This window comes from Streptomyces camponoticapitis (genome assembly GCF_014646115.1).
GTDB lineage: Bacteria > Actinomycetota > Actinomycetes > Streptomycetales > Streptomycetaceae > Streptomyces > Streptomyces camponoticapitis.
On the sequence record NZ_BMMV01000013.1, the window covers coordinates 175,881 to 199,359 of the forward strand.

The 23,479-nt window shown below is 70.9% G+C and carries 22 protein-coding genes; 20 read left to right on the forward strand and 2 right to left on the reverse strand.

The annotated features are described in order from the left end of the window. The first annotated feature begins 105 nt into the window (after positions 1 to 105). The 7 genes from IEY79_RS20950 (at position 106) to IEY79_RS20980 (ending at position 8,599) form a co-directional block, all read left to right on the forward strand. Entirely contained in the window at positions 106 to 1,122 is a 1,017-nt protein-coding gene (locus tag IEY79_RS20950; RefSeq protein WP_189109083.1) for an IPT/TIG domain-containing protein, read from the forward strand. Positions 1,123 to 1,270: 148 nt separating this feature from the next. Continuing rightward, positions 1,271 to 1,762, forward strand: coding sequence for an Ig-like domain-containing protein (locus IEY79_RS20955; protein WP_189109084.1), 492 nt, complete (start codon positions 1,271 to 1,273; stop codon positions 1,760 to 1,762). 310 nt (positions 1,763 to 2,072) lie between these two features. Further along, the gene (locus IEY79_RS20960; RefSeq protein ID WP_229701000.1) at positions 2,073 to 4,538 is read left to right on the forward strand and encodes a SpoIIE family protein phosphatase; all 2,466 of its coding nucleotides are present in this window, start codon (positions 2,073 to 2,075) and stop codon (positions 4,536 to 4,538) included. Between the two features lie 190 nt (positions 4,539 to 4,728). Then, positions 4,729 to 6,639 carry an ATP-binding SpoIIE family protein phosphatase gene (locus IEY79_RS20965; protein ID WP_189109085.1) on the forward strand — a complete coding sequence of 637 codons (1,911 nt, stop codon included), beginning with the start codon at positions 4,729 to 4,731 and terminating at the stop codon, positions 6,637 to 6,639. Between the two features lie 120 nt (positions 6,640 to 6,759). Further along, positions 6,760 to 7,608: a TIGR03621 family F420-dependent LLM class oxidoreductase gene (locus tag IEY79_RS20970; RefSeq protein ID WP_189109086.1), complete on the forward strand. Its 849-nt coding sequence runs from the start codon at positions 6,760 to 6,762 to the stop codon at positions 7,606 to 7,608. Between the two features lie 45 nt (positions 7,609 to 7,653). Continuing rightward, positions 7,654 to 8,160 carry a winged helix-turn-helix transcriptional regulator gene (locus tag IEY79_RS20975; RefSeq protein WP_189109087.1) on the forward strand — a complete coding sequence of 169 codons (507 nt, stop codon included), beginning with the start codon at positions 7,654 to 7,656 and terminating at the stop codon, positions 8,158 to 8,160. A gap of 133 nt (positions 8,161 to 8,293) precedes the next feature. Further along, positions 8,294 to 8,599, forward strand: a complete 306-nt coding sequence (locus IEY79_RS20980) for a putative quinol monooxygenase (RefSeq protein WP_189109088.1) — start codon at positions 8,294 to 8,296, stop codon at positions 8,597 to 8,599. Between the two features lie 48 nt (positions 8,600 to 8,647). Here the strand turns inward: IEY79_RS20980 and fabF are convergent, their stop codons facing one another. Next, positions 8,648 to 9,916: a beta-ketoacyl-ACP synthase II gene (fabF, locus tag IEY79_RS20985; RefSeq protein WP_189109089.1), complete on the reverse strand. Its 1,269-nt coding sequence runs from the start codon at positions 9,914 to 9,916 to the stop codon at positions 8,648 to 8,650. A gap of 221 nt (positions 9,917 to 10,137) precedes the next feature. Between fabF and IEY79_RS20990 the strand changes: the two genes are divergently transcribed. From IEY79_RS20990 to IEY79_RS21050, 13 genes are all read left to right on the forward strand, one after another. Further along, the gene (locus tag IEY79_RS20990; RefSeq protein ID WP_229701001.1) at positions 10,138 to 10,701 is read left to right on the forward strand and encodes an anthrone oxygenase family protein; all 564 of its coding nucleotides are present in this window, start codon (positions 10,138 to 10,140) and stop codon (positions 10,699 to 10,701) included. 157 nt (positions 10,702 to 10,858) lie between these two features. Continuing rightward, on the forward strand, positions 10,859 to 11,209 hold the full coding sequence (locus IEY79_RS20995; protein WP_189109090.1) for an NADH-quinone oxidoreductase subunit A: 351 nt from the start codon (positions 10,859 to 10,861) through the stop codon (positions 11,207 to 11,209). Continuing rightward, positions 11,200 to 12,333, forward strand: a complete 1,134-nt coding sequence (locus tag IEY79_RS21000) for a hypothetical protein (RefSeq protein ID WP_189109091.1) — start codon at positions 11,200 to 11,202, stop codon at positions 12,331 to 12,333. The genes IEY79_RS20995 and IEY79_RS21000 overlap by 10 nt, the downstream gene beginning before the upstream one ends. Beyond that, positions 12,326 to 13,255: an NADH-quinone oxidoreductase subunit H gene (locus IEY79_RS21005; RefSeq protein WP_189109092.1), complete on the forward strand. Its 930-nt coding sequence runs from the start codon at positions 12,326 to 12,328 to the stop codon at positions 13,253 to 13,255. Before IEY79_RS21000 ends, IEY79_RS21005 begins: the two co-directional genes overlap by 8 nt. 54 nt (positions 13,256 to 13,309) lie before the next feature. Further along, a complete protein-coding gene (locus IEY79_RS21010) occupies positions 13,310 to 13,879 on the forward strand; it encodes an NADH-quinone oxidoreductase subunit J family protein (RefSeq protein WP_189109093.1) in 570 nt (189 codons plus the stop codon). Continuing rightward, the gene (locus IEY79_RS21015) at positions 13,876 to 14,181 is read left to right on the forward strand and encodes an NADH-quinone oxidoreductase subunit NuoK (RefSeq protein ID WP_189109094.1); all 306 of its coding nucleotides are present in this window, start codon (positions 13,876 to 13,878) and stop codon (positions 14,179 to 14,181) included. Before IEY79_RS21010 ends, IEY79_RS21015 begins: the two co-directional genes overlap by 4 nt. After that, a complete protein-coding gene (locus IEY79_RS21020; RefSeq protein WP_189109095.1) occupies positions 14,178 to 16,049 on the forward strand; it encodes an NADH-quinone oxidoreductase subunit 5 family protein in 1,872 nt (623 codons plus the stop codon). The genes IEY79_RS21015 and IEY79_RS21020 overlap by 4 nt, the downstream gene beginning before the upstream one ends. A gap of 5 nt (positions 16,050 to 16,054) precedes the next feature. Beyond that, positions 16,055 to 17,560, forward strand: a complete 1,506-nt coding sequence (locus tag IEY79_RS21025; RefSeq protein ID WP_189109096.1) for a complex I subunit 4 family protein — start codon at positions 16,055 to 16,057, stop codon at positions 17,558 to 17,560. Beyond that, positions 17,557 to 18,990: an NADH-quinone oxidoreductase subunit N gene (locus IEY79_RS21030; RefSeq protein ID WP_189109097.1), complete on the forward strand. Its 1,434-nt coding sequence runs from the start codon at positions 17,557 to 17,559 to the stop codon at positions 18,988 to 18,990. Before IEY79_RS21025 ends, IEY79_RS21030 begins: the two co-directional genes overlap by 4 nt. Positions 18,991 to 19,089: 99 nt before the next feature. Beyond that, positions 19,090 to 20,049, forward strand: a complete 960-nt coding sequence (locus tag IEY79_RS21035) for a 5-dehydro-4-deoxyglucarate dehydratase (protein WP_189109098.1) — start codon at positions 19,090 to 19,092, stop codon at positions 20,047 to 20,049. A gap of 75 nt (positions 20,050 to 20,124) precedes the next feature. Beyond that, a complete protein-coding gene (locus tag IEY79_RS21040) occupies positions 20,125 to 21,486 on the forward strand; it encodes an enolase C-terminal domain-like protein (RefSeq protein WP_189109099.1) in 1,362 nt (453 codons plus the stop codon). Positions 21,487 to 21,557: 71 nt separating this feature from the next. Further along, positions 21,558 to 22,028, forward strand: a complete 471-nt coding sequence (locus IEY79_RS21045) for a MarR family winged helix-turn-helix transcriptional regulator (protein WP_189109100.1) — start codon at positions 21,558 to 21,560, stop codon at positions 22,026 to 22,028. A gap of 112 nt (positions 22,029 to 22,140) precedes the next feature. Continuing rightward, positions 22,141 to 22,737 carry a cysteine hydrolase family protein gene (locus IEY79_RS21050; RefSeq protein ID WP_189109101.1) on the forward strand — a complete coding sequence of 199 codons (597 nt, stop codon included), beginning with the start codon at positions 22,141 to 22,143 and terminating at the stop codon, positions 22,735 to 22,737. A 131-nt stretch (positions 22,738 to 22,868) separates the two neighbouring features. On the opposite strand, the gene IEY79_RS21055 is transcribed toward IEY79_RS21050, so the two are convergent. Beyond that, positions 22,869 to 23,444 carry a TerD family protein gene (locus IEY79_RS21055; protein ID WP_189109133.1) on the reverse strand — a complete coding sequence of 192 codons (576 nt, stop codon included), beginning with the start codon at positions 23,442 to 23,444 and terminating at the stop codon, positions 22,869 to 22,871. Positions 23,445 to 23,479: the final 35 nt, after the last annotated feature.

Consider the following 23,479-nt stretch of genomic DNA (forward strand, 5'->3'; position numbering starts at 1 on the left):
CGGACGGCCCCATCCGCCGACGCTCCAGACTCGGCGGTTCCCCCGTGCCCGGACAGGCACCCGCGTCACCCCGGGCTCAGCCCAGGCTGCCATAGGAGCATCCTCATGCCGCCCACGATCAACACCATCAATCCTTCGCAAGGGCCCACCACCGGGGGGACCACCGTCACTCTCACCGGCATCGGGATGACGGGGTCCACCGGAGTACGGTTCGGCAGCACCAACGCCACCTCCTTCACCCTCAACTCGGACACCCAGATCACCGCTGTGAGCCCGCCCCGTGCCGCGGGTCCGGTGGCGGTGATCGTTCTTCATCCGACCGGCAACAGCAACTCGGTGACGTTCACCTATGTCGTGGCGCAGGTGCCGGTGGTCACCAGCGTGGCGCCCAGCAACGGCCCGACGGCGGGTGGCACCAGTGTCGTCCTCACCGGAACCGGGTTCACCTCGGCCACGTCCGTCACCTTCGGCGGGGTCCCGGCGGCATCGTTCACGGTGAACTCGGCCACCCAGATCACCGCCGTGACACCATCCGGAAATCCCGGGGCCGCCGTGATCACCGTCACGACACCGGGGGGCACCAGCGCCCCGGGCGCCTACTTCTTCTACGCCGGACCCCCCGTCCTCAACAGTGCCGCCCCCGCCCAGAGCCCGGCTGCCGGAGGCGTGGTGGTCACACTGACCGGCAGCAACCTGCTCAACGCCAGCGCCGTGCGGTTCGGCGTCACCAACGCTTCCTCTTTCACCGTGGTGTCGGCGACGCAGATCACGGCCACCGCCCCGCCGGGCACCGGCAGTTCACCGATCACGGTGGTCACCCCGGGCGGCACGAGCAACCCCGTCGCCTTCACCTATGCCGCCACACCCACCCTGACCGCACTGGTGCCCAGCAGCGGTCCGACGTCAGCGGGCACCGTGATCACCCTCACCGGCACGAACCTGGCCAACGCCTCGGCCGTCACCATCGGGGGCACGGCAGCCTCGTTCACCGTCGTGTCGGACACCCAGATCACGGCGGTCGTGCCGGCGGGACCCGCGGGTCCGGTGAACGTGACCGTCACCACGGCGGGCGGCACCAGCAATCCGTTGTCCTACACCCGGGCGGGTGTGCCCGGCATCTGACACCTCGACGTGACGAGCGGTTCAGGATGATGATCCAACCAGGCTACTTGTGGGCGCCGCCTCCCTGGAAGGCAAAAGAGATCGCCATAGCGTGCGTCCCACGGGCCCGCAACCCGCGGACCCGGCGACAGAACAGGGAGCCGAACCGGTGAGAATCACACCACGCAGAGGGCGACTGGTCGTCGCCGCAGCCTTGGCCGCCGTGCTGGGGCTGGCGACGCCCGCTTGGGCCGTACCGTCGACCACGACGGTGACGGCCACTCCGCAGACCGCTGCGGTGGGCGATCAGGTGCAACTGGCGGCCACGGTCGACTGTCCCGCCGACCCCACCGGCGGGCTCGGCGTCACGTTCTTCGACGGAAGCACCCTGCTCGACACCGTGCCCGTGGACGCCAACGGTCTGGCAGGCCTCACCACCACGTTCTCCACCGTCGGCTCGCACACCATCACCGCCGCCTACAACGGCAGCGCGGAGTGCGACGCCTCCAACAGCACCACGGCTGTCCAGGTCACGTCCGCCCCGACGCCGCCGAATCCCCCGACCCCCGGCTTCTGTCTCCTCGCCTGCGGCGGACTGCTCACCTTCTCCGTCGGAGACATCAACAACACCGTCAACATCGGCAACCGCACATACGGGTAAAGGACCCACGACCAGCGGTCACCCACGCCAGGCGTACTGCTCACGAGTTGCCGGCGATCGCCGGGTTCTTCTCGGAGCGAAGGCCTCCGGTGCGGTGCGGTTCTCCACGACCGCACCGCACCGGAGGTCTCCGTTTTCCACCGCCCTGTGCGGCTGATCATCCGGCGGAGGGTCGTCCCGCTGGATCCCGGTCTTCCTGGCCGCCGACCATTCGCTGGCTGGTATGACCTGTCTTAGGATCGTATGTTGAGTATGGGTACATTCGACGCGAACCTGAGCCGGGGAGGGCACCCGCTCCGGAAGGCACTGGATGACGTTTGCACAGGGTCCGAGCGACGGTGCGACCGCGGCGATGGCCGAGGCCGCCGTGGCCGTTCTCGACAAAGCGGGTGCCATTACGGGGTGGTCCGGGCACGCACGGCGTCTGCTGGGCTACTCGGCGAGCGAGGTCGTCGGCCGCCCGGGGGCCCTTCTGCTGGACGCGTCCGAGGACGGCGTGGCCGTGATGGCGGACGTGGTGGAGCGGAGCCGTACGACGGGCGGGGACTGGTCGGGGCGGTTGAAGTTCCGCCACCGGGAGGGCGGCACCCTCTCCCTGGAGGTCCGGGTCTCACCGCTGACCGGGCTCGGCGAGGGCCGCCCGAGCGGATGGCTGGTCGTCGCCGCGAACGCGGAGACGACCGCCCAGGCGGCCTGGAACGCGGCGGTGTCCGCCGCGGTCGTCACGTACTCACCGGTGGCCACCGTCATCTGGGACACGGGACTGCGCTACCTCTGGGTCAACGACGCGCTCCAGACCGAGAGCGGGATCCCCCAGGACCAGTGGGTGGGACGGAGCATCGAGGAGGTCCTGGGTGAGGCCCTCGACGTGTCGGCCTTCGAGTCGGTGATGAGAGAGGTCCTGCGGACCGGCCGTCCGGTCCTCGACTACGAGTACACCAGGCGCATACCGAGCGATCTGGACCGGAGTCACACGTACTCCATCTCGCTGTACCGCCTGGAGAGGGGTGACGGCACCCCGCTCGGCATCTGCGGTCTGCGCTCCGATGTCACCGGCGCCCGGCGTAACCGCGAGCACCTGGACACCCTCAGCGAGGCCGGCAAGACGATCGGCACCACGCTGGACGTGATGCGCACCGCGCAGGAGTTCGCCGATTTCGCGGTCTCCCGGCTTGCCGACTACGTCACCGTCGACCTCGTCGACACCGTGCCTCTGGGCGGCGAGCCGCTGGAACGGCTCGGAATGGACGACGGCCGCATACCCGTCTTCCGCCGCGCCGGTGTGGCCTCGATCCACCAGGGAACCCCGGAATCGCTCTTCGACCGGAGCAAACCCGTATTCGTTCCCCCGTCGTCCCCCTTCACGAAAGCCCTGTCGTCCGGCCGCCCCATCATGGAACGCGTCCTGGACATGACGCCCGGCAACTGGCTCGAACAGGACCCGGAGCGGGCCAAGGTCATCCGTGAGACGGGCATGCACTCCCTGATCATCGTGCCGATCGAAGCGCGCGGCGCCGTGCTCGGCGTCGCCGTGTTCGTCCGCAACGACAATCCCGCGCCGTTCGACGCGGACGACCTCTGGCTGGCGAACGAACTGGTCTCACGCGCGTCGCTGAGCCTGGACAACGCCCGCAGATACGCCCGTGAGGCGGACGCGGCCCTTGCCCTGCAACGGCATCTGCTCCCGCAGCGCCTCGTGGGAAGCAGCACCATGGAGGTCGACGCGCGGTACCTGCCGGCGGACATGGCCAGCAAGGTCGGGGGCGACTGGTTCGACGTGATCCACCTGAGCGGCGCCCGGACCGCCCTGGTCATCGGCGACGTGGTCGGGCACGGGATCAACGCCGCCGCCACCATGGGCCGCCTCCGTACGGCGGTGCAGACCCTCGCGGAGATGGACCTGCCGCCGAGCGAGCTGCTGTCACGGCTGGACCGTACCGTCGTACGCCTCAACCAGGAGGGCGCGGAGGGTCTCGGCCCGAGCGCCATCGGAGCCACCTGCCTGTACGCCGTCCACGACCCGATCAGCCGCCGGCTGGACATCGCCAGCGCCGGGCACCCGCCTCCGGTGGTCCTCCATCCGACGGCGGGTGCCGCATTCCCCGACATCCCCACGGGCACGCCCCTGGGACTGGGAGTGAACTCCTTCGAGTCGGCGGAGCTCGAATTCCCCGAGGGGAGCACCATCGTCTTCTACACCGACGGCCTGGTGGAGACGCGCGACGACGACATCGACGTCGGGATGAACCGCCTCGCGGGCTCCCTCACACCGCCCCTGGCCCCGCTGCGGGAGCTCTGCGATGCCGCGCTGGGAAGCGCTGACACCAGCACGCTCACCGACGACGCCACCCTCCTGGTGGCCCGGTGCAGCGACGTGAGCCCCGACCACGTGATCTCCTGGGACATTCCGAACGACCCCGCGGCCGTCCCCAGGGCCCGCTCGACAGTCGCGTCCCAGCTGCGGACCTGGGGGCTGAGCGACCTGGTGGCGACGACCGGGCTGATCGTCGACGAACTGCTCACCAACGCGCTCACACACGCCGCGCCGCCCATCGTTCTGCGCCTGGTCCTCCACGACGTCCTGCTCTGCGAGGTCGCCGACTCGGGGGCCGGTTCACCCGGTCCACGCCAGGCCGGGACCCCGTACGAGAACGGATTCGGGCTGCTGCTCGTCGCTCGCTCCGCCGACAGCTGGGGATTTCGCCGTACGACGAACGGAAAGGTCGTCTGGGCGGCCCAGCGCACACGAAGAGGTGTCAAGAATGACGCCGCGTGAGAGGACGGAAATGGGAACTCCGGCGGTCGTCGCGATCCGTCGCGACGGTCTGATCTTCTGGTGCTCGTCGGCAGCCACGGAACTCATCGGCCGGGCCGGGCAGGATATTCGTGGCCACTCGATCGATGAATTTCTGACAGGGGAATCCGGGTATGACCTGAACACAAGGGAAAAGGCGCGCACCCCTGGGGTGCACACGGCATATCTGCGGCAACGCGACAGCCGCCCGGTGGAGGTCGCCTTCCGGGTCGTTCCGGTGGAAGGCGTCGCGAAGTACGTGGTGGTGGTGACCCGGACCGCGTCGACGAGGAGCCGGGAAGAGATCGAGACCATGCTGGAAGGGCCGCAGGCGCAGAGGGAGATCGACGCCGCCGTCGCCGACCTCGCCGCACATACGACGAGTGGACCCGAATCCCGGAGACGGCAGGACAGGCGTCGGCGTCTCAGCAGGGTTCACGATGCCTCTGTTCGCATCGGATCGTCCCTGGAAGTGAACGACACCGCACAGGAGTTGGCGGATCTCCTGGTGCCCGATCTGGGCGACCTCGTGACCGTCGACCTCGCCGAAGCCGTGGTCGTCGGCGACGAACCGACGCGCATGGTGGGCGGCGGCAGGCCGCATCTGCTGCGGTCGGCCATCTCCTCGGCGTCGGGAGCCTGGCTGGGCAAGGTCCTGATGCCGGGGGCACCGTATCCGGTACTGCCCGACAGCACGCCACTGCGTGAGATTCAGATGGGTGAGGTCATCACCCTGGACCGCGCCTCCGTCGTGTCGGCTCTCGGCGACGGTGACCTCGTGGAGCAGCTCGTCCCGCCCTTCGCGTACTCGGTGACGGTGGCGCCGCTGATCGCGCGGGATCTCGTCCTGGGCCACCTCACCGTATGGCGCGACGAACAGCCGGAGGCCTTCCAGGAGGACGAGAGGAAACTCCTGGCGGAGATCGCCTCCAGGGCGGCTCTGGGCATCGACAACGCCCGCCGCCACAACCGTGAACTGCGAGCGGCGGTCACGCTTCAGGAGCGGCTGCTGCCCAGCGCGACGACGTCCTCCGACGCGGTGTCGACCGTGGGTATCTACCGGCCGGCAGGCAAGGGGGCCGGTATCCGCGGCGACTGGTTCGACGTGATCACGCTGCCCTCTCTGCGAGTCGCCCTGGTGATCGGCGATGTCGTCGGCCACGGCCTCTCCGCCACCGCCACCATGGGACGCCTGCGCACGGCCATACAGACTCTCGCGGATCTGGAACTGGACCCCGCCGAACTCCTGGCCCACGTCGACGAACTCGTCCAGCGCCTGGGCGCGGAAGCACCCACCGAAGAGAACCCGGTCGGCGCCACCTGCCTCTACGCCATCTACGACCCGCTCACCCGCCAGTGCACTCTCGCGAGCGCGGGCCAGCTGCCCGCGGTCGCGATGCATCCCGGCGGCTCGACGGAGTTCATCGATGTGCTGCCCGGCCCGCCGCTCGGTGTGGGAGGTGTGCCCTTCGAATCCAAGACCGTGGAGCTCGAACCGGGCAGCGTGCTCGTGCTCTACACGAACGGCCTGCTGGCGCCCGACCACGAGGATTCCGAGACCGGCCTGGACCGTCTCCGCGCGCGGCTCGACTCACTCAACGACCCGGGCCGCTCGCTGGAGGCGATGGGCAATTCACTCCTCAGCGATCTGGGCTCCAAGCCCACGGGCGACGACATCGCCTTCCTGCTCGCCCGGACCCGCGCCGTCGCCTCGGACTCCGTGGCGAACTGGGAGTATCCGGCCGAACCGGACTCGGTGGCGCTCGCCCGGAGGGACATCATGGAACAACTGAGGGTGTGGGGACTGGAGGACGAGGCGCTGGACACCGAACTCGTGATCAGCGAACTCGTCACCAACGCGGTCAGGTACACGGGTGGCCCCGTCGGTGTGCGGCTGATCCGTGACAACGTCCTCATCTGCGAGGTCACCGATTCCAGCAACACCCAGCCGCGGCTGATCCGGGCGAACGCCACGGACGAGGGAGGCCGGGGCCTCTTCATCGTCGCCCAGTGCACGACGCGCTGGGGCAGCCGTTACGGCCTGCGCGGGAAAACGATCTGGACCGAGCAGCCCATCACCTGACCGGCGGCGCGGCCGTACACGTACGAAGGTGACTCACGTACGAATGTCACTCACATACGGACGTGAGTGACGTACGACTGGGTCCTCGGTACGACCGCGACTCACGTACGGAGGACAGCGATGTCCCAGTCCCCCCGCCCGTTCCGCTTCGGCGTCAGTTTCCTCACCGTCGGCTCACGGACCTCCTGGCACGCCCGGGTCCGCGAGGCGGCGGACCTGGGATACGACGTGCTCCAGGTCGCGGACCATCTGGGCACGGCCGCGCCCTTCCCGGCGCTGGTGTCGGCGGCCGAGGTCACGAGAATGCGGCTGGGTACGTTCGTGCTCAACGCCGGCGTCCTCACCCCCGCCTATCTCGCCCGGGACGTCGCCGACGTGCAGCGTCTGACCGACGGCCGTCTCGAACTGGGGCTCGGCGCCGGCTACGTCCCGGCCGAGTTCGAGGCCGTCGGGCTGCCCTTCGGCACGGGCGGCGAGCGGCTGGGCAAACTGGCGGAGACCCTCGCGGCGACACGCGCCCTGCTCGCGGCCGAGGCCGACGCGCCCCGGCCGCCGATCCTGCTGGGCGGCGCCGGTGACCGGATGCTGCGCTTCGCCGGCCGGGAGGCGGACATCTTCAGCTTCTCGATCATGGCCGGGGTGACGGCGAACATGGCCCCGGAGGACGCGCTGGCCCGCCGCGTCGGGATCCTGCGCGAGGGAGCCGGCGAGCGGTTCTCCGACATCGAGCTGAACCTCTTCGTCGCCGCGGTGGCCGGCAGCCCGGCCACCGCCGACCTCACGATCGTCCGCCAGGCCAGCGGCTTCCCGGACGACGAGCTCACCAAGCTGCCCGGTGTGCTGGTCGGACCGCCGCGGGAGCTCGCGGACCGGCTCGAACGGTATCGCGAGCGGTTCGGCATCACATACATCAGCGTGCTGGAGCCGCACATGGCCGTTTTCGCGGAGGTCATCAAGCTCCTGCGCTGACATCGGTCCCTTGCAGAGTCTTCGATCCAGACCTAGGCTCTCCGAATGGCTCTGTCCGGGAATGAAGTGAACGAATCGCGGGGCGAGGCGCCGGTCGCCATAACGAACTGCACGGTCGCTCGCACCCTTGTCGCGCTCGGGGAGAAGTGGACATTCCTTATCCTCCGGGACGCGTTTCGAGGCGCTCGGCGATTTGAGGAGTTCCTGTCCCAGACCGCGATTCCGCGACAGGTGCTGTCCAACAGGCTGGCGGCCCTGACGGAACAGGGGATCCTCTCGAAAAGGATGTACCGCGAGCCCGGTGAGCGCGCCAGGGCGGAATACGTCCTCACGGAGAAAGGGCTGGACACCTTTCCCATCATCGCGGCCATCCGGCAGTGGGGTGACCGTTACGAGGCGGACGCCGACGGGCCTCCGACGGAGGCCCTGCATCGCGACTGCGCCGCGACGGTCTCGGTGCATCTGCGCTGCTCGGAAGGGCACGAGGTGACGTCGAGCAAGGACATCGTCCACCGGCTCGGGCCGGGCGCCAGGACGAGGACCGAGGGTTAGGCGCTGCTGCGGTCCGCCGCGGAAGCGGTTGCGGTCACCTCCGGTGCTTGGGAAAGTGATGCCGCGGTGCGATCAAATCGCTGACCCAATCGGTGAAACGCTCAGCCTTCGAGAAGATGAAGAGGACTCGTCCATGTACCAGTTTCTCGTTTCCTTCACCGTCCAGCCCGCGCATCGCGACGACTTCATTCGGGCCGCGCGGAAGGTGGCCCGTGACTCCATGGCGAACGAACCCGGGTCCGCCCGGTTCGAACTTCTCCAGGACGAGAAGGATGCGCATACTCTCTACCTGAACGAGGTCTACACGGACGCCTTGGCCTTCGAGACCCACGCCGGTGGCCCGTATTTCGGTGAGTTCTTCGCCGAGGTCAGCGACTACGCCGAAGGCCCCACCTGGCTCATGCGGGGGAACCTCATCGAGGGGGAGACAGCCGCCTGACCCGACTCCCGTCGGGAGTACGGCTTCGAGGTGACGGCTGCGGTCGCTTCAGCGGGCGGGTGAGCGCAGGGCCAGTACCGCGTTGTGGCCGCCGAAGCCGAAGGAGTTGTTCAGCGCCGCGATCGTGCCCTCCGGCAGCGGGCGTGGCGTGCCGGAGACGATGTCCGCGTCGACGTCCGGGTCCCGGTTCAGAAGGTTGATCGTCGGTGGGGCCAGCCGGTGGTGCAGGGCGAGCACGGTGGCGACGGTCTCGATACCGCCGGCGCCCCCCAGCAGATGGCCGGTCATCGACTTGGTGGCGCTGACCGCCATATGGCCGACGTCGTCGCCGAAGACCTCTCGCAGCGCCTTGATCTCGGCGATGTCACCCGGCGGGGTCGAAGTGGCGTGCGCGTTGATGTGCGCGATCTCCGCGGGCTTGAGGTCCGAGGTGTCCAGCAGTTGCCGGAGGGCCGCCGCGATACCGCGACCGGAAGGCTCCGGCCGCACGATGTGGTGCGCGTCGGAGGAGAGCCCCTGGCCGACCGCCTCCGCGTAGACCCGGGCACCCCGCGCCGCCGCGTGCTCCGCCGACTCCAGGACCACGACCCCCGCGCCCTCGCCGAGGACGAAACCGTCGCGGCCCGTGTCGAACGGGCGTGAGGCACCCCGCGGGTCGTCGTTGTTCTTGGACATCGCCATCATGTTGGCGAACGCGGCCATCGGGAGTGGGTGGATCGCCGCCTCCGTGCCGCCGGCCACGACCACGTCGGCACGGCCGCCGTGGATCATCTCGATCGCGTGGCCGACCGCCTCGGCACCGGACGCGCACGCGCTGACCAGGGTGTGCGCACCGGCCTGGGCGTTGATGTCGATACTGACGTTCGCCGAGGGGCCGTTGGGCATCAGCATCGGCACCGTGTGCGGCGAGACCTTGCGAAAGCCCTGGCTCATCAGGACCGAGTACTGGTCGAGGAGCGTGGTGACGCCCCCGATGCCCGAGGCGATCACGGTGCCCAGCCGCTCGGGTGCGACCGAGCCGTCCTCGCCGGCCTTCGCGGTGAAGCCCGCGTCCGCCCACGCCTCACGCGCCGCGATCAGCGCGAACTGGGCGCTCCGGTCGAGTTTGCGGGCCAACGGCCGCGGCAGCACCTCGGCCGGCTCGACGGCCACCCGCGCACCGATCCGTACCGGCAGGTCCGCCGCCCACTCCTCGGTGAGGGTACGGACTCCGGACCGCCCGGCGAGCAGTGCTTCCCACGTCGAAGCGCTGTCGCCGCCCAGCGGTGTGGTCGCTCCGACACCGGTGACGACGACGGTCTGACTGATTGGGCGCAAGGGACTCTCCACGTCGTGCGGGGGGGACGGGCGACGGACATGTCGGCCCGGGGAAAGCCGGCGGAGGCGGGCAGGTCTGCTCACCGGGGGGCCGTTTCTCCGCACGTAGCGTGGGCTTCCAACCCTGAGTCTGTCAAATAGACCTAGCTGTGGACGTCGGCGCATGGGCGTGAGACGCGCACGCATGTTCCGCTCCCGGGACCGCTGTTGTACTCGAGCACATGACATACGACACCCAGCACCGGCCGCGCACCGAGAGCGATGTCCTGAGAACCGTGACGCTGATTCTGGCGATCATGACGACCGGGCTGATCGCGGGTGTTTTCGCGAGTTGGTCGAACGCGATCATGCCGGGGCTCGGCGAGGTCGGCGACCGAACCTTCGTCCCGGCGTTCCAGGCGCTCGACGAGGCGATCAACAACCCGTTGTTTCTCGGGGGGTTCACCCTCGCGCTGCCGCTCATCGCGCTGTCCGCCGCCCTCCATCGACGAGCGGAGCAGCGGGCGGTGCTGATGTGGGTCGGGGCGGCGCTGGTGTTCTATCTGGTGGCGGTCGTGATCACGTTCGGCGTGCACGAGCCCCTCAACGGGGATTTCAGGACGGCAGCCGAACCCGGCAGCGGCGCGGACCTCGCCGCCGCGCGTGCGCGGCTCGACGAGGCGAAGTGGACGGCCTGGAACACCGCGAGGGCGGTGACGTCGACGGTCGCGTTCGGCTGTCTCGCGTGGGCGCTGGTGATCCGCGGCCGGCTGGACCGGACCGTCGGCCGACGGGCGGCGCGATGAGTTGCGGTGGGGTCCGGGTCGCTGAGGGGCGGCGCCCTTCCCGCCTCGTTTCACCCGTCTGCCGCCGCACGCTGTCGCGCCTGGTGCGGGTGGCTCGGGCACCGTAGCCCGTAGTGCCCGACGGACGGACACGGGCGGACGGGGAAGGCGTGAGTGGATGAACGGCTTTACGGCCGCGCTGTCCCTGCTGGCCCTGGCCCTGCTCGTGGTGGCCGGTGTCCACGGCGCCGCGCGGGCCCTGCGCGTCTCGCACGAGCCCTTGGCCGCCCAGCCGTTCGGGTCCGGGCACGAGCCCGTCGAGCACGCGGTCAGCCGCTTTCACATGCGCTGGTACACGGTCACGATGCTCTTCCTCGCCTTCGACATGGAGATGGTCTTCATGTATCCGTGGACGCTTGTCATCTCCGTGATGGGGCCCACGGCGGTGATCGAGATGTTCGTCTTCCTCGGCGTCCTGCTCAGCGGGGTCCTCTACGCCTGGCGTGAGGGGGCGTTGCGATGGGCCTGACGGACTTCCTCGTACGCGCTGCGGCCCGCCGGCCGAGCGTGCTGCTGGTGACGATGCCCGGTGGTACACCGGTGCGACTGGCCGCCGAGAGGGAACTGCGGTGCCGGGGCTGGGCGGAGGCGTCGACGCCGGCCGGAGCCGACCTGTTGCTCGTGGCGGGCCCCGACTGCCCGGCGCTGCGATCCGGACCGGACCGGCTGTGGGACGACATGTCCCGTCCGCGCGTACGCCTGCGGGCGGAGACGGCCGAGGCGGTGGCACCGGTCCTCGACGAGGGGCGTGCGCGGCTGGGGGAGACGGAGCGCGGGCCGTACGGGGCGGTCGACCCGCGGGGGCACGGCGGCCCGCCCATGGCCGGACCGGGTGAGGACCGCGACGGGCTGACCCTGGACCGGCTGCACCTGTCGCTCGGGCCGTTCCTCGCCGACTGGCCGGCCGGACTGGTCGTCCGCGTGGTGCTGCAGGGCGACGTCATCCGGCGGGCCCGGCTCGGCGAGCCGTACGAGACCGGACCTGCCGACCCGTTCTGGAGCCGGCCGTGGATCCGGGCCTCGGCGGGCGAGCCGGTGCCCGTGGCGGAGGCCGCCCGGCGGCGCGCGGCGGCCCATCTGGACAGTCTGGGCCGGTTGTCGGCGGTGGCGGGCTGGCCCGCCGAGGCCGTGGCGGCCCGGCGGCTGCGCGACGACCTTCTGGAGGGGGCGCCCGCGGATGCCGTTCTGCCCCGGACGATGCGCCTCGCACGGCGCGTCGGACGGTCACGGAGCCTGTACCGGCTGACCTGGGGCATCGGCCCGCTGACCGCCGCCGACGCACACGCGGCGGGCGTGAGCGGACCCGCCGCGCGGGCGGGCGGCGACGTACCGGCCCGCTACCGGCAGTGGCTCTCGGACACCCTGGACGACATGCGGCGGCTGGACGACACCACCACCCTTCTCGACCCCGTGGCGGAGGAGAGCCCGCGCGGCCGTTGGGACACGCAACGGCCGCCGTCGGCAGCCCTGGCCGGCCTGCTGCCCCGGCTGCTGGAGGGCACCGAGCTGGCCGCCGCGCGTCTGGTCGTCGCGAGCCTCGACCCGGACCCGGACGAACCGGCCGTCAGGCGCCAAGAGGTGGCGCGTGGTTGACGCGGGGAAGTGGTGGACGCTGCCGGTGGCACCGGCCCTCCTGCTCGGCTTCGCCGTACTGGCCGTGGCCGGCAAGACGGCACTGGACGACCGGGGCGCCGGACGGAGCGTCACCCCCGTCGGTGTGCTGCGGCCGCTGCTCGCCGTGCCGCGTGCTCTGGTCGCGCAGCCCCGGCGGCTCCCCGCGTCGGACCGGCTGCTGTGGCGCCTGGGTGTGGTCACCGTGCCGGTGGCCGCGGTGCTGTCGACGCTGGTGATCCCGTTCGGTAACCACGTGGTCGCCGATCTCTCGGTGGGGGTGGTGTGGTTCAACGCCATGGAGGTGCTGACCTGGGCCGGGCTGTGGCTGGCCGGCTGGGGCCCGAACGCGGCGTTCTCGCTGGTCGGCGGGTACCGCTTCCTCGCGCAGGGGCTGGCGTACGAACTGCCGCTGATGTTCGCGCTGATCTCGGCCGCCACCGGCGCACAGTCCCTGCGCGTCACCGACATCGCCGGTGCGCAGCACGGCCTGTGGTACGCGGTGTGGATGCCGTTCGCCTTCGCCGTCCATCTGACGGGCGTGCTGGCCTTCAGCTTCCTCGGCCCGTTCGCGTATCCGGCCGGCCGCGACATCGCCGACGGTGTGCTGGGCGAGACCTCCGGGGTGGACCGGCTGCTGCTCCGGGCCGGGCGGTGGCTGTGGCTGGCGGCCGGGGCCGCGATGGCGGTGCCGCTGTTCCTCGGTGGCGGCGCCGGTCCGGGGCTGCCCGCCTGGGCGTGGTCGCTGGTCAAGACGGTGCTGGTGCTGGGGCTGTTGGTGTGGGTGCTGCGGCGGCTGCCGGCGCTGCGTGCCGACCGGTACGTGGAGCTGGCCTGGGTGGTGCTCCTGCCTGCGGCGATCGTGCAGGTGCTCGTACCGGCCCTTGTCGACCTCGGCCCGTAGCCGCTCGTACGGAAGACCCCCCGACCAACCCGGCCTGTGGAGAAGGAGCGCGTGATGGGTGTGACGAACACCGTGCTGCTGTGGGTTCTCGGCGTCCTCGCCCTGACCGGTGGCGTTCTGGTGTTCACGCTCAACTCCATGGCCCGGGTCGCCTTCTCCCTGCTGGGCTGTCTGGTGTGCGTCGGCGGTGTGGTGACGGTGCTGGGGCTGCCGTACCTCGGTGTGGTGATCGTGCTGATGATGGTCATGGAGATGGTGATCATGGCCGTGTTCATGATCGCGTACATGATGAATCCGGCCGGTCTGATGCCGATGTCGATGGTGCACAACACCCGTGGCGCGCTGGTCATCAGCGGCGCCGTCCTCGCCGCGCTGGTGGCCGGGATCTTCCTGGTCCCCTGGCCCGGCCGTACGGGGGCGCGGCCCAAGGACAGCACCTTCCAGTTGGGCATGTCCCTCATGGCGGACCAGATGCTCACCATGGTCACCCTCGGGTTCGTCCTGCTGGCCACCATGGTCGGTGCCACCGTGCTCGCCACCCGGCGCGGCCGTTACGACCGGTTCGGCGACGAACTCGACCGGCGGCCCGCCGAGGACCCGGCCGGCGGGGGAGTGGGCCGATGACGTTCGAGCTTCTGCTGGTCCTCGCCGCCGGACTCTTCTCGACCGGGCTGTACGGCGCCCTCTCCCAGCAGTCCATCGTCATGATCATGATGGGGATCGAGCTGATGACCGGCGGGGTCGTCGTCGCCGCCGCGGTGTTCTGGTCCTTCCTCTCCCCGGGCGCCTCCGGCGGACAGGTGCTCGTCGTGGCGGCCGTGCTGGCGATGGCCGTGGAGATGGCGATGGGCTTCGCCGTCACCACCGCGATCTACCGGGCCCGGCGTGTCGACATGGCCGACATGGCCGAGGACCTCAAGGGATGAGCGCGGTCCTCTGGCCGCTGGTCGCGCTGCCCCTCGGTGTGGGGGCGGTGCTCGCCGTGACGGAGCCGCGGTACGACCGGCGGATCCCGGCCGTCGCCGCGACGGCGGCCCTGGCGACGCTCGGTCTGGCGATCGCCGCCGCGGTGACCCGCCCGGCCGTGAGCGTGCCGCTGTTCGCCGGGATGGACGCGGGGCTGGCGGTGGACGGTCTGTCCGCCGTCATGGTGGTCACCGTCGCCGCGGTCACCACCGCCGTACTGGCCTTCGCGGTGGGGGAGTTCGGCCCCGACGAGGACCGCGGCCGGTTCTTCGGGCTGATGCTCGTCTTCTCCGGAGCCATGCTCGTCACCGTCACGGCGACCACGCTGCCGCTGCTGCTGATGGCCTGGGAGGTGATGGGCGCCTCCAGCTGGGCGCTCATCGGGTACGGGTGGCGGCGGCCCGGGAAGGCGGCTGCCGCCGATGTCGCGTTCCTGACCACCCGTACGGCGGACCTCGGTATGTATGTGGCGGCGGGCGCCGCCCTGGCCGGGGGCGTCGCCACTCTCCGTCTCGACCGTCTGGCGCAGGCCACGTCTCCTTGGCTGCATGTGATCACCGTCGGCATCGTCCTGGCCGCGCTCGGCAAATCCGCCCAACTGCCCTTCTCCTTCTGGTTGTCCCGGGCCATGGAGGGCCCCAGCCCGGTGTCGGCACTGCTGCACTCGGCGACCATGGTCGCCGCCGGTGCCTATCTGCTGCTGCGCCTCGAACCACTGCTCGCCGCGACCGCCTGGGCCGGGCCCCTGGTCGCCTGGTTCGGCGCGGTGACCGCCTTGGCCCTCGGGGTGGTCGCCGTCGCCCAGACCGACCTCAAGCAGCTGCTCGCGGCCTCCACCTCCGCCCAGATCGGCTTCATCGTGCTGGCGGCGGGCAGCCACGGCGTGGCCGGGGGCACCACCCAGCTCGTCGCCCACGCCGCCACGAAGTCGGGCCTCTTTCTGGCCGCCGGAGCGTGGCTGACGGCGCTGGGCACCAAGCGACTGGGGGCCCTGCGCGGCGCGGCCCGTACCTACCCGCTGGTCGGAGGGGCCTTCACCGTCGGCGCACTCACGCTGGCCGGGCTGCCGCCCCTGTCCCTGTGGGCGGCCAAGGACGAAGTGCTCGCCGCCGCCCGGGCGGAGGGGACGGGCCTGTACGTGGTGGGGCTCGCGGCGGCGGCCGTCGCCGCCGTCTACAGCCTCAAGGCCCTCTGGTACGTGACCCGCCCGCTTCCCCCGGGCCCGGCCTCCGGATACGACACCGAGCGGCGCGGCATCCGGCGCACCGCCCGTACGACTCCGCTCCCCCTCCTCGCGCTCACCTTCGCCGCCGCCGTTCTCGGCGTCCTGGCCCTGCCCGGGCCGGCCTCCTGGCTCAGGAGCCTGCTCGGCGCCGGGGGCGAGCCGTCCCCCGAGGCGTGGGAGTTCGCCCTCTCGGCCGGTGTCGCGCTCGCTGTCGCGGGGCTGGTCCCGTGGTGGGCGTCCCGCCCGGCGCCCGTCCCGCGCACCGTCGTGCGATGGGCCCGGAACTGGCTGTTCCTGGAACGGACCGCGCGACTCACCGTGGTCCGGCCCGTGCTCGCCCTGGCCAGGGCGCTCGCCGTCTTCGACGACCGCGTCATCGACGGCGCCGTACGACAGACCGCCCGGGGCGGCCTCGCGGCGGCCCGCCTCGCCCGCCGCCTGGACGACGGCGGTGTCGACGCGGCCGTCCGCGCTGTCGCGTCCGGAGCCCGGAGCCTGGGCCGCGCGGCACGCCGCCCCCAGACCGGACTGCTGCACCAGTACTACGCGCAGGCCGCCGCCGGCTTCGCCGTGCTCGTCCTGATCATCCTGTCGGTGAGGTAACCCCTGTGCTGAGCGTCGTCACGTTCCTGCCGCTGCTGGTCTGCGCGGTGCTGCTGCTCCTGCCGCGCACCCTCCCCGACAGGGCGTACCTCTGGATCTGGACCGGCACCGCCGCCGCCGATCTGGCCCTGGTCGTCGCGCTGTGGGCGGGGTTCGACACCGGCGAGGGGCCGCGGTACGAGGAGCGGGTGCGCTGGATCCCCAGCGCCGGCGTCGGCTACCACGTGGGTGTGGACGGCCTGTCCCTGCCGCTGGTGGCGCTGACCTGTCTGCTGTTCCTTGCGGTCGCCGTGTTCTCGCTGCGCGAGCGGCGGCGGGTGCGCGCCTACGTCTGCCTCTTCCTCTTCCTCCAGACCGTCTGCGTCGGCCTGTTCGTCGCCCTCGATCTGATCCTGTTCTTCGTCTACTTCGACCTGTCGATCGTCGCCATGTTCTTCGTGATCGCCGGCTGGGGCCACGGTGAACGCGCCCGCGCCGCCGCGCTGAAGTTCTTCCTCTACACCTTCACCGGCTCCCTCGCCCTCCTGCTCGGCTTCATCGGGCTGTATCTGGCGGCGGACCCGCACACCTTCGACATCGTCGACCTCACCCGGGCCAACCCGCTCGCCGGCCGCGGGACTTACGCGGGTCTGGTGCTGCTGGCCATCGGTGTCGGGCTCGCGGTCAAGACCCCCACCGTGCCGTTCCACACCTGGCTGCCCCCCGCCCACACCGACGCCCCCGCCACGGGCTCGGCGATCCTGGCCGGGGTGCTGCTGAAGATGGGCACGTACGGATTCGTACGCATCGCGATGCCGTTGCTGCCGGGGAGCTGGCGCCATTACGCGCTGGTCATCGTCGTCGTCGGAGCGGTGTCGGTCGTGTACGGGGCGCTGGTGGCACTGGCGCAGACCGACTTCAAGCGCATGATCGCGTACACGTCCGTCAACCACATGGGGTACGTCGTCCTCGCCGTCGGCGCCGCCGGGACGCTGGCCGGCACGGACGCCCAGGCCCGCTCACTCGCGGTGACCGGGGCGGTCACCCAGATGGTCAGCCACGGCCTGATCACCGGCGCCCTGTTCCTGCTCACCGGTGTCCTGTACGACCGCGGCCGTACGTACGCGATGGACGCCTACTCGGGTCTGGCCGCGCACACGCCCCGCTTCGCGGCGGTCACGGCCGTCGCCGCGTTCGCCGCGCTCGGCATCCCCGGCTTCTCCGGATTCATCGCCGAGTTCCAGATCCTCACCGGCAGCCTGGCCTCCCAGACGATCGCCACCGCCGTCGCGCTGACCGGCATCGTGATCACCGCGGCGCTCTTCCTGACCGCGCTGCGGCGCGTGTTCCTCGGTACCCCGCGACTGCCGGACACCATGCCGGCCGGCGGCGTCGCGGACCTCCGAGGCACCGAGGCGTGGCCGACGGTGATCCTGCTCGCCGTCGCCCTGGTGATCGGCGTCGCGCCGCGCTGGCTGCTCGACGTCATCGAACCGGCGGGCCGCGCCCTGACCGGACTGGTCGCGCGGTGAACCAGAACCTCACCGCCCTCATCCCCGAACTCGCCCTGCTCGGCGCCGCCGTCATCGGCCTCGTCACCGGCTCCTGGCTGCCCCGCCGGCGCCAGTGGATCGTCGCGGCGCTCGCGGCCACCGCCTGTACGGCCGGTCTGACCGCCACCGCCGTCACCATGGCGACCGGCGGCGAACAGACCGTGTTCTCCGCCTCGTTCGCCGTCGACACCGCCACCGGGATCGGCCGGCTGATCGTCCTCGCCGCGCTGCTGCTGGTCATCGGCATGTCCGTGGAGACCGTGCGGAACCACCGGCGTGAGACCGAGTACTGGGTCCTGCTGCTGATGTCGGGCGGTGGCACGCTCGCCATGGTCGGCGCCAACGATCTGCTGATGCTGTTCGCCGGCTATCTGCTGGCCGGTCTGCCCGCGTACGCGCTCGCCGCCTTCGCGAAGGACGCCCGCGGCACCGAAGCCGCCCTGAAGTACTACCTGTTGGGGGCCCTGCTCGGCACCACCATGCTCGCCGGCACGGCGCTTCTGTACGGCGCCGGGCACGCGACCGACTACGCCGGGCTGAGCAAGGCCCTGCCCGACGCCCCCTACGGTCCCGTCGCCGTCGGACTCGTCGGCGTCCTGGCCGGTCTCTTCTTCAAGATCGGTGCGGTACCGGCCCACTTCTGGGTGCCCGACGTCAGTGACGGAGCCCTCGCGCCGGTCGCCGCCTACGTCACCACCCTCCCCAAGATCGGTGGCCTGATCGCCGCGTACCGCCTTCTCCACCAGGCACTCGCCGGCGGTGACGTCAACTGGCCGCTGCTGCTGGCGATCGTCGCCGCGGTCACCATGACCCTGGGAAACCTGGCGGCGTTCTTCCAGACCTCCGTCAAACGCCTGCTCGCCTACTCCACCGTCAGCCAGGTCGGCTACCTCCTGATGGCTCCCGCCGTCGCCACCCGCAGCGAACTCGCCCAGAAGAGCCTGCTGTTCTACCTCGCCGCCTACACCGTCACCAACCTCGGCGCCTTCGCCGTCGTCACCGAACTTCCCCGGGCCCGTGCCCTCACCGACTACCGCGGCCTCGCACGCTCGCACCCCGGCCTCGCGGCCGTGCTCGTCGTCTGTCTCCTCGGTCTGGTCGGCACCCCGCCCACCGGTGTCTTCCTCGGCAAACTGGAGATCTTCAGCGCGACGGTCGACGGCGGCTTCACCTGGCTCGCCGCCCTCGCCGTCGCCAACACCGTCGCGTCCCTCTTCTACTACCTGCGCTGGCTCGGCCCGCTGTTCGCCACCACCGGCGCCGCGCCCGCCGCCGCGCCCGCCGCCGCGCACGCGGTACTGGGGCGGTCCGCGGCCGTCACCGCCTACGCGGCGGCGGCTCTCTCACTGGCGCTCGGTATCGCGGGGCAGGCCGTCCTCACGCTCGCCGACGAGCCACTGCTGCCGTGAAGTCCCGGGGGCGACGGACCACTTGACCCATCATGTTCATGGTTATAACCTGTATTCTCATACATAGACAACATTCATAGGGGAAGCAGGGCCGGAGCGATGGCAGGGCTGGGTGCGGAGACCGAGGTTGTGACGCGGCGGTTGCGTGAGGCGATGGCGGGCGGCGTTCTCTCCTTCCCCCTGACGAGTTTCCAGGAGGACGGCGCTCTCGACGTGGCGGCCCACCGGGCCTACCTGACGGCCCAGTTGGCCACCGAACCAGGCGCGGTCTTCCCCGCCTGCGGGACCGGCGAATTCAGCGGGCTGAATGAGGACGAGTACCGCGCGGTCGTCACAGCCACGGTGGAGGTGGCCGACGGGCGGCTGCCCGTGGTCGCCGGCACCGGCTACGGCTGGGCGCAGGCGCTGCGGTTCGCCCGGATCGCCGAGGAGGCGGGCGCCGACGCCCTGTTGGTGATGCCGCACTATCTGGTCGAGGCGACGCAGGACGGTCTGGTGGAGCAGTTGCGCCGCATCGCCGACGGCACCCGGCTGCCGCTCGTCGCCTACCAGCGCGGCCCGGTCACCCTCACCCCCGAGGGCCTGCGCCGGATCGCGGACATCCCCACGGTCATCGGCCTCAAGGACGGCCACAGCGATCTCGACCGGCTCCAGCGCCTCACCCTCGCGGCGCCCGACGGCTTCCTCTTCTTCAACGGCGCCGCCACCGCCGAGATCCAGGCACGCGCGTACGCCACCGTCGGCGTCCCCGCCTACTCCTCCGCCGTCCACGCCTTCGCGCCCGAGATCGCCGACGCCTTCTTCGCGGCGCTGCGGGACGGCGACGAGGCGACCGTGAACAATCTCCTGCGCGACTTCTACGTACCGTTCGTCGAACTGCGCGACCGCGTGCCCGGCTACGCCGTCGCCCTGGTCAAGGCAGCCGCCCGGCTGCGCGGCCTGCCCGTCGGTCCCGTACGCGCTCCGCTCACCGACCCGGGCCCGGCCGACCTCGCCGACCTGGCGAAGATCCTCGACGAGGGCCTGAGCCTGGTCGGCGCCGCCGGACGACGCCCCTGAACGGCCGTCCGAAGTCACCGACAGGCCCCCAGACCCTGGTGCCCGGGCACCCTCGTCGTGAAGGATTCCCAGACCATGAACACCAGCCTGAGCACGAGCGCCAGCCCGAGAAGCCGGCCGACCGTCACCGCGTTCTCCGTCTACCCGGTCGCCGGCCGGGACAGCATGGAGCTGAACCTCTCCGGCGCGCACGGGCCCTACTTCACCCGTAACGTCGTGATCATCGAGGACTCCGAGGGACGCACCGGGCTCGGCGAGGTGCCGGGCGGGGAGAAGATCACGCGGACGCTGCGGGACGCCGAATCCCTCGTGGTCGGCGCGAAGGTCGGCGACTTCAAGCGGGTCCTGCGGGAGATCGGGGAACGGTTCGCGGGCCGGGACTCAGGAGGCAGGGGCGGTCAGACCTTCGACCTGCGTACGACGGTCCACGCCGTCACCGCGGTCGAGTCGGCGCTCCTGGATCTCCTGGGGCAGCACCTGGACGTACCCGTCGCGGCGCTGCTCGGCGACGGGCAGCAGCGCGACTCCGTGCGGGTGCTCGGCTACCTCTTCTACGTCGGTGACCCCGACCGGACCGACCTGGAGTACGTCCGGGAACCCGGCGCGGCCGAGGAGTGGTACCGCATCCGGCACGAGGAGGCCCTGACGCCCGAGGCGATCGTGCGCCAGGCCGAGGCCACCCACGCTCTGTACGGCTTCCGGGACTTCAAGCTCAAGGGCGGTGTCCTTCAGGGCGCGGAGGAGGTCAAGGCCGTACGCGCCCTCAAAGAACGCTTCCCCGAGGCCCGGATCACCCTCGACCCGAACGGCGCGTGGTCGCTGCGCGAGGCGGTCGAGCTGTGCTCGCCGCTGGTCGGTACGCTCGCCTACGCGGAGGACCCGTGCGGCGCCGAGGACGGCTACTCCGGGCGCGAGATCCTGGCCGAGTTCCGCCGCGCCACCGGTCTCCCGACGGCCACGAACATGGTCGCGACCGACTGGCGCCAGCTGACCCAGGCGCTGGCCCTTCAGTCGGTGTCCATCCCGCTCGCCGACCCGCACTTCTGGACCATGCAGGGCTCGGTCCGCGTCGCCCAGCTCTGTCAGGCGAGCGGTCTGACCTGGGGATGTCACTCCAACAACCACTTCGACATCTCCCTGGCCATGGTGACCCACTGCGGCGCCGCCGCTCCCGGCGACTACAACGCCCTGGACACCCACTGGATCTGGCAGGAAGGTCTGGAGCGGCTCACCACGGCTCCACCGCGCATCGTCGGGGGCGAGATCGCCGTCCCCGACGCTCCCGGCCTCGGGGTGCGGATCGACATGGAGCGGCTCCTCGCGGCCCACGAGCTCTACCGGGAGAAGGCGCTGGGCGCGCGCGACGACGCCACCGGGATGCGGTATCTCGTCCCCGACTGGGAGTTCGACGCGAAGCGGCCCTGCCTGGTGCGCTGAGGCCGCGGGCGGTGGGCAGATAATAGACAAGTAACTTGGCAAAGTTTCTTGCGTGGTTCTACGGTGGGGCCATGACCACGAATCCCGGACCGCCGCGGTCCGTCGCGACCGCCCAGCGCCTCAACGACGCGATCAAGCGGCTGCGCGCACGCCTGCGCAGCGAGTCCGGGCATCACGCGATCGGCCTGACCACCACGCAGCTCGCCGTGCTGGGGAGCGTCGTACGGGAAGGCCCGGTCACCGCCGCCCGGCTCGCCTCGCTGGAGCACGTCAGCCCGCAGTCCATCGCGCAGAGCCTGGCCGTGCTCAAGGCCGCCGGACTGATCCACGGCGAACCTGACGCGCGGGACGGCCGCAGGAAGCTCATGAGCCCCGATCCGTCCGCGACCGAACTGATCGGCACACTGCTCGCGGGACGCGCCTCGTTCCTGTCGCGGGCCATCGACCATGTCGTCGCCCCCGACGAACTCGGCGAACTGGAGAAGGCCGTCGAACTGCTGGAGCGACTGGCCGCGGCGGACCTGGGCGACGGCGGCATATGAGCACGGGCACCACCGGCACCCCCGGCACCCCCGAGGACGGCGCCCCCGCCCACACCCCGAGAACCACCAACCCCCCACCCGGTACCGGGAACCACGGCAAGGAGAACACCCCATGAGCGCCCCCACCCCGCCCGCCATCGTCCCCGAGCGGACCGCCCTGCTGGCGATGGACTTCCAGAACGGGATCCTCCCGCTCGCCCCCGACCCCGACGCCCTGATCGACCGGGTCAAGGGCGCCATCGCCGACGTCCGCGCGGCCGGCGGCACCATCGGCTACGTCCGCGTCGCCTTCACCGAGGACGACTGGGCGGCGGTTCCCGAGACGAACAAGTCCTTCGCGCCGGCCGCCGCCTCGAAGAGCCTGCACCACGAGGACGCCGGTACCCGGATCGACGAGCGGATCGCCCCCGAGGACGGCGACATCGTCGTACGCAAGATCCGCATCGGCGCGGGCTCGACCACCGATCTCCACGAGCGGTTGCGTTCGCGCGGTGTCGACACGCTGATCCTCACCGGGATCAGCACCAGCGGTGTGGTCCTGTCCACGCTCATCGACGCCGCCGACCGCGACTACCGCGTCTACGTCCTGTCCGACGGCGTCGCCGACCGTGACCCCGAGGTCCACCGGGTGCTGGTCGACAAGGTGTTCCGGTCCCGGGCCCATGTCATCGACACCGCCACGCTGCGCGAGCTCCTGCCGTCCGCCTGACGCCCCGGCAACGCGGGCACAGATCCCGTACGTCTCCCACGACGACGAGCCGCACGCGACGGCGCCGCCGGTCCCGTCAGCCGATTGGCTGATCCGGGGCCCGGCAGCGCCGTCGTCGATCGGTGTGCGGGTCAGACACCCACGCCGAAGTCGGTGGCGATGCCCGAGAGGCCGGAGGCGTAACCCTGGCCCACCGCGCGGAACTTCCACTCCGCGCCGTTGCGGTACAGCTCGCCGAAGACCATCGCGGTCTCGGTGGACGCGTCCTCCGTGAGGTCGTAGCGCGCGAGTTCGGCGCCGCCGTCCTGGTTCACCACGCGGATGAACGCGTTGCGGACCTGGCCGAAGCTCTGGCCGCGCGACTCCGCCTCGTGGATCGAGACCGGGAAGACGATCTTGTCGACCTCGGCCGGGACGCCCGCGAGGTTGACCTTCACCGACTCGTCGTCGCCCTCGCCCTCACCGGTGAGGTTGTCGCCGGTGTGCTCGACCGAACCGTCGGGGCTCTTCAGGTTGTTGTAGAAGATGAAGTGCTGGTCGGAGGGGACCTTGCCGTCCGCCTTGACGAGCAGCGCGCTCGCGTCGAGGTCGAAGTCGGCGCCGGTCGTGCTGCGCGCGTCCCAGCCCAGGCCGATGAGCACCGCCGTCAGGCCCGGGGCCTCCTTGCTGAGCGAAACGTTGCCGCCTTTGGAGAGGGAAACTCCCACGATCTTCTCCTGGTGCTCGATGGTGTGCTCACAGT

Bases quoted from the DNA above. Each gene is read 5' to 3' on its own strand.
- IEY79_RS21045 (WP_189109100.1), top strand. From the start codon at position 21,558: ATGACCACGAATCCCGGACCGCCGCGGTCCGTCGCGACCGCCCAGCGC.
- IEY79_RS20970 (WP_189109086.1), top strand. From the start codon at position 6,760: ATGTCCCAGTCCCCCCGCCCGTTCCGCTTCGGCGTCAGTTTCCTCACC.
- IEY79_RS21000 (WP_189109091.1), top strand. From the start codon at position 11,200: ATGGGCCTGACGGACTTCCTCGTACGCGCTGCGGCCCGCCGGCCGAGC.
- IEY79_RS21040 (WP_189109099.1), top strand. From the start codon at position 20,125: ATGAACACCAGCCTGAGCACGAGCGCCAGCCCGAGAAGCCGGCCGACC.
- IEY79_RS20980 (WP_189109088.1), top strand. From the start codon at position 8,294: ATGTACCAGTTTCTCGTTTCCTTCACCGTCCAGCCCGCGCATCGCGAC.
- IEY79_RS21015 (WP_189109094.1), top strand. From the start codon at position 13,876: ATGACGTTCGAGCTTCTGCTGGTCCTCGCCGCCGGACTCTTCTCGACC.
- IEY79_RS21050 (WP_189109101.1), top strand. From the start codon at position 22,141: ATGAGCGCCCCCACCCCGCCCGCCATCGTCCCCGAGCGGACCGCCCTG.
- IEY79_RS20975 (WP_189109087.1), top strand. From the start codon at position 7,654: ATGGCTCTGTCCGGGAATGAAGTGAACGAATCGCGGGGCGAGGCGCCG.
- IEY79_RS21010 (WP_189109093.1), top strand. From the start codon at position 13,310: ATGGGTGTGACGAACACCGTGCTGCTGTGGGTTCTCGGCGTCCTCGCC.
- IEY79_RS21020 (WP_189109095.1), top strand. From the start codon at position 14,178: ATGAGCGCGGTCCTCTGGCCGCTGGTCGCGCTGCCCCTCGGTGTGGGG.
- IEY79_RS20990 (WP_229701001.1), top strand. From the start codon at position 10,138: ATGACATACGACACCCAGCACCGGCCGCGCACCGAGAGCGATGTCCTG.
- IEY79_RS20995 (WP_189109090.1), top strand. From the start codon at position 10,859: ATGAACGGCTTTACGGCCGCGCTGTCCCTGCTGGCCCTGGCCCTGCTC.
- IEY79_RS21035 (WP_189109098.1), top strand. From the start codon at position 19,090: ATGGCAGGGCTGGGTGCGGAGACCGAGGTTGTGACGCGGCGGTTGCGT.
- IEY79_RS20950 (WP_189109083.1), top strand. From the start codon at position 106: ATGCCGCCCACGATCAACACCATCAATCCTTCGCAAGGGCCCACCACC.
- IEY79_RS20960 (WP_229701000.1), top strand. From the start codon at position 2,073: ATGACGTTTGCACAGGGTCCGAGCGACGGTGCGACCGCGGCGATGGCC.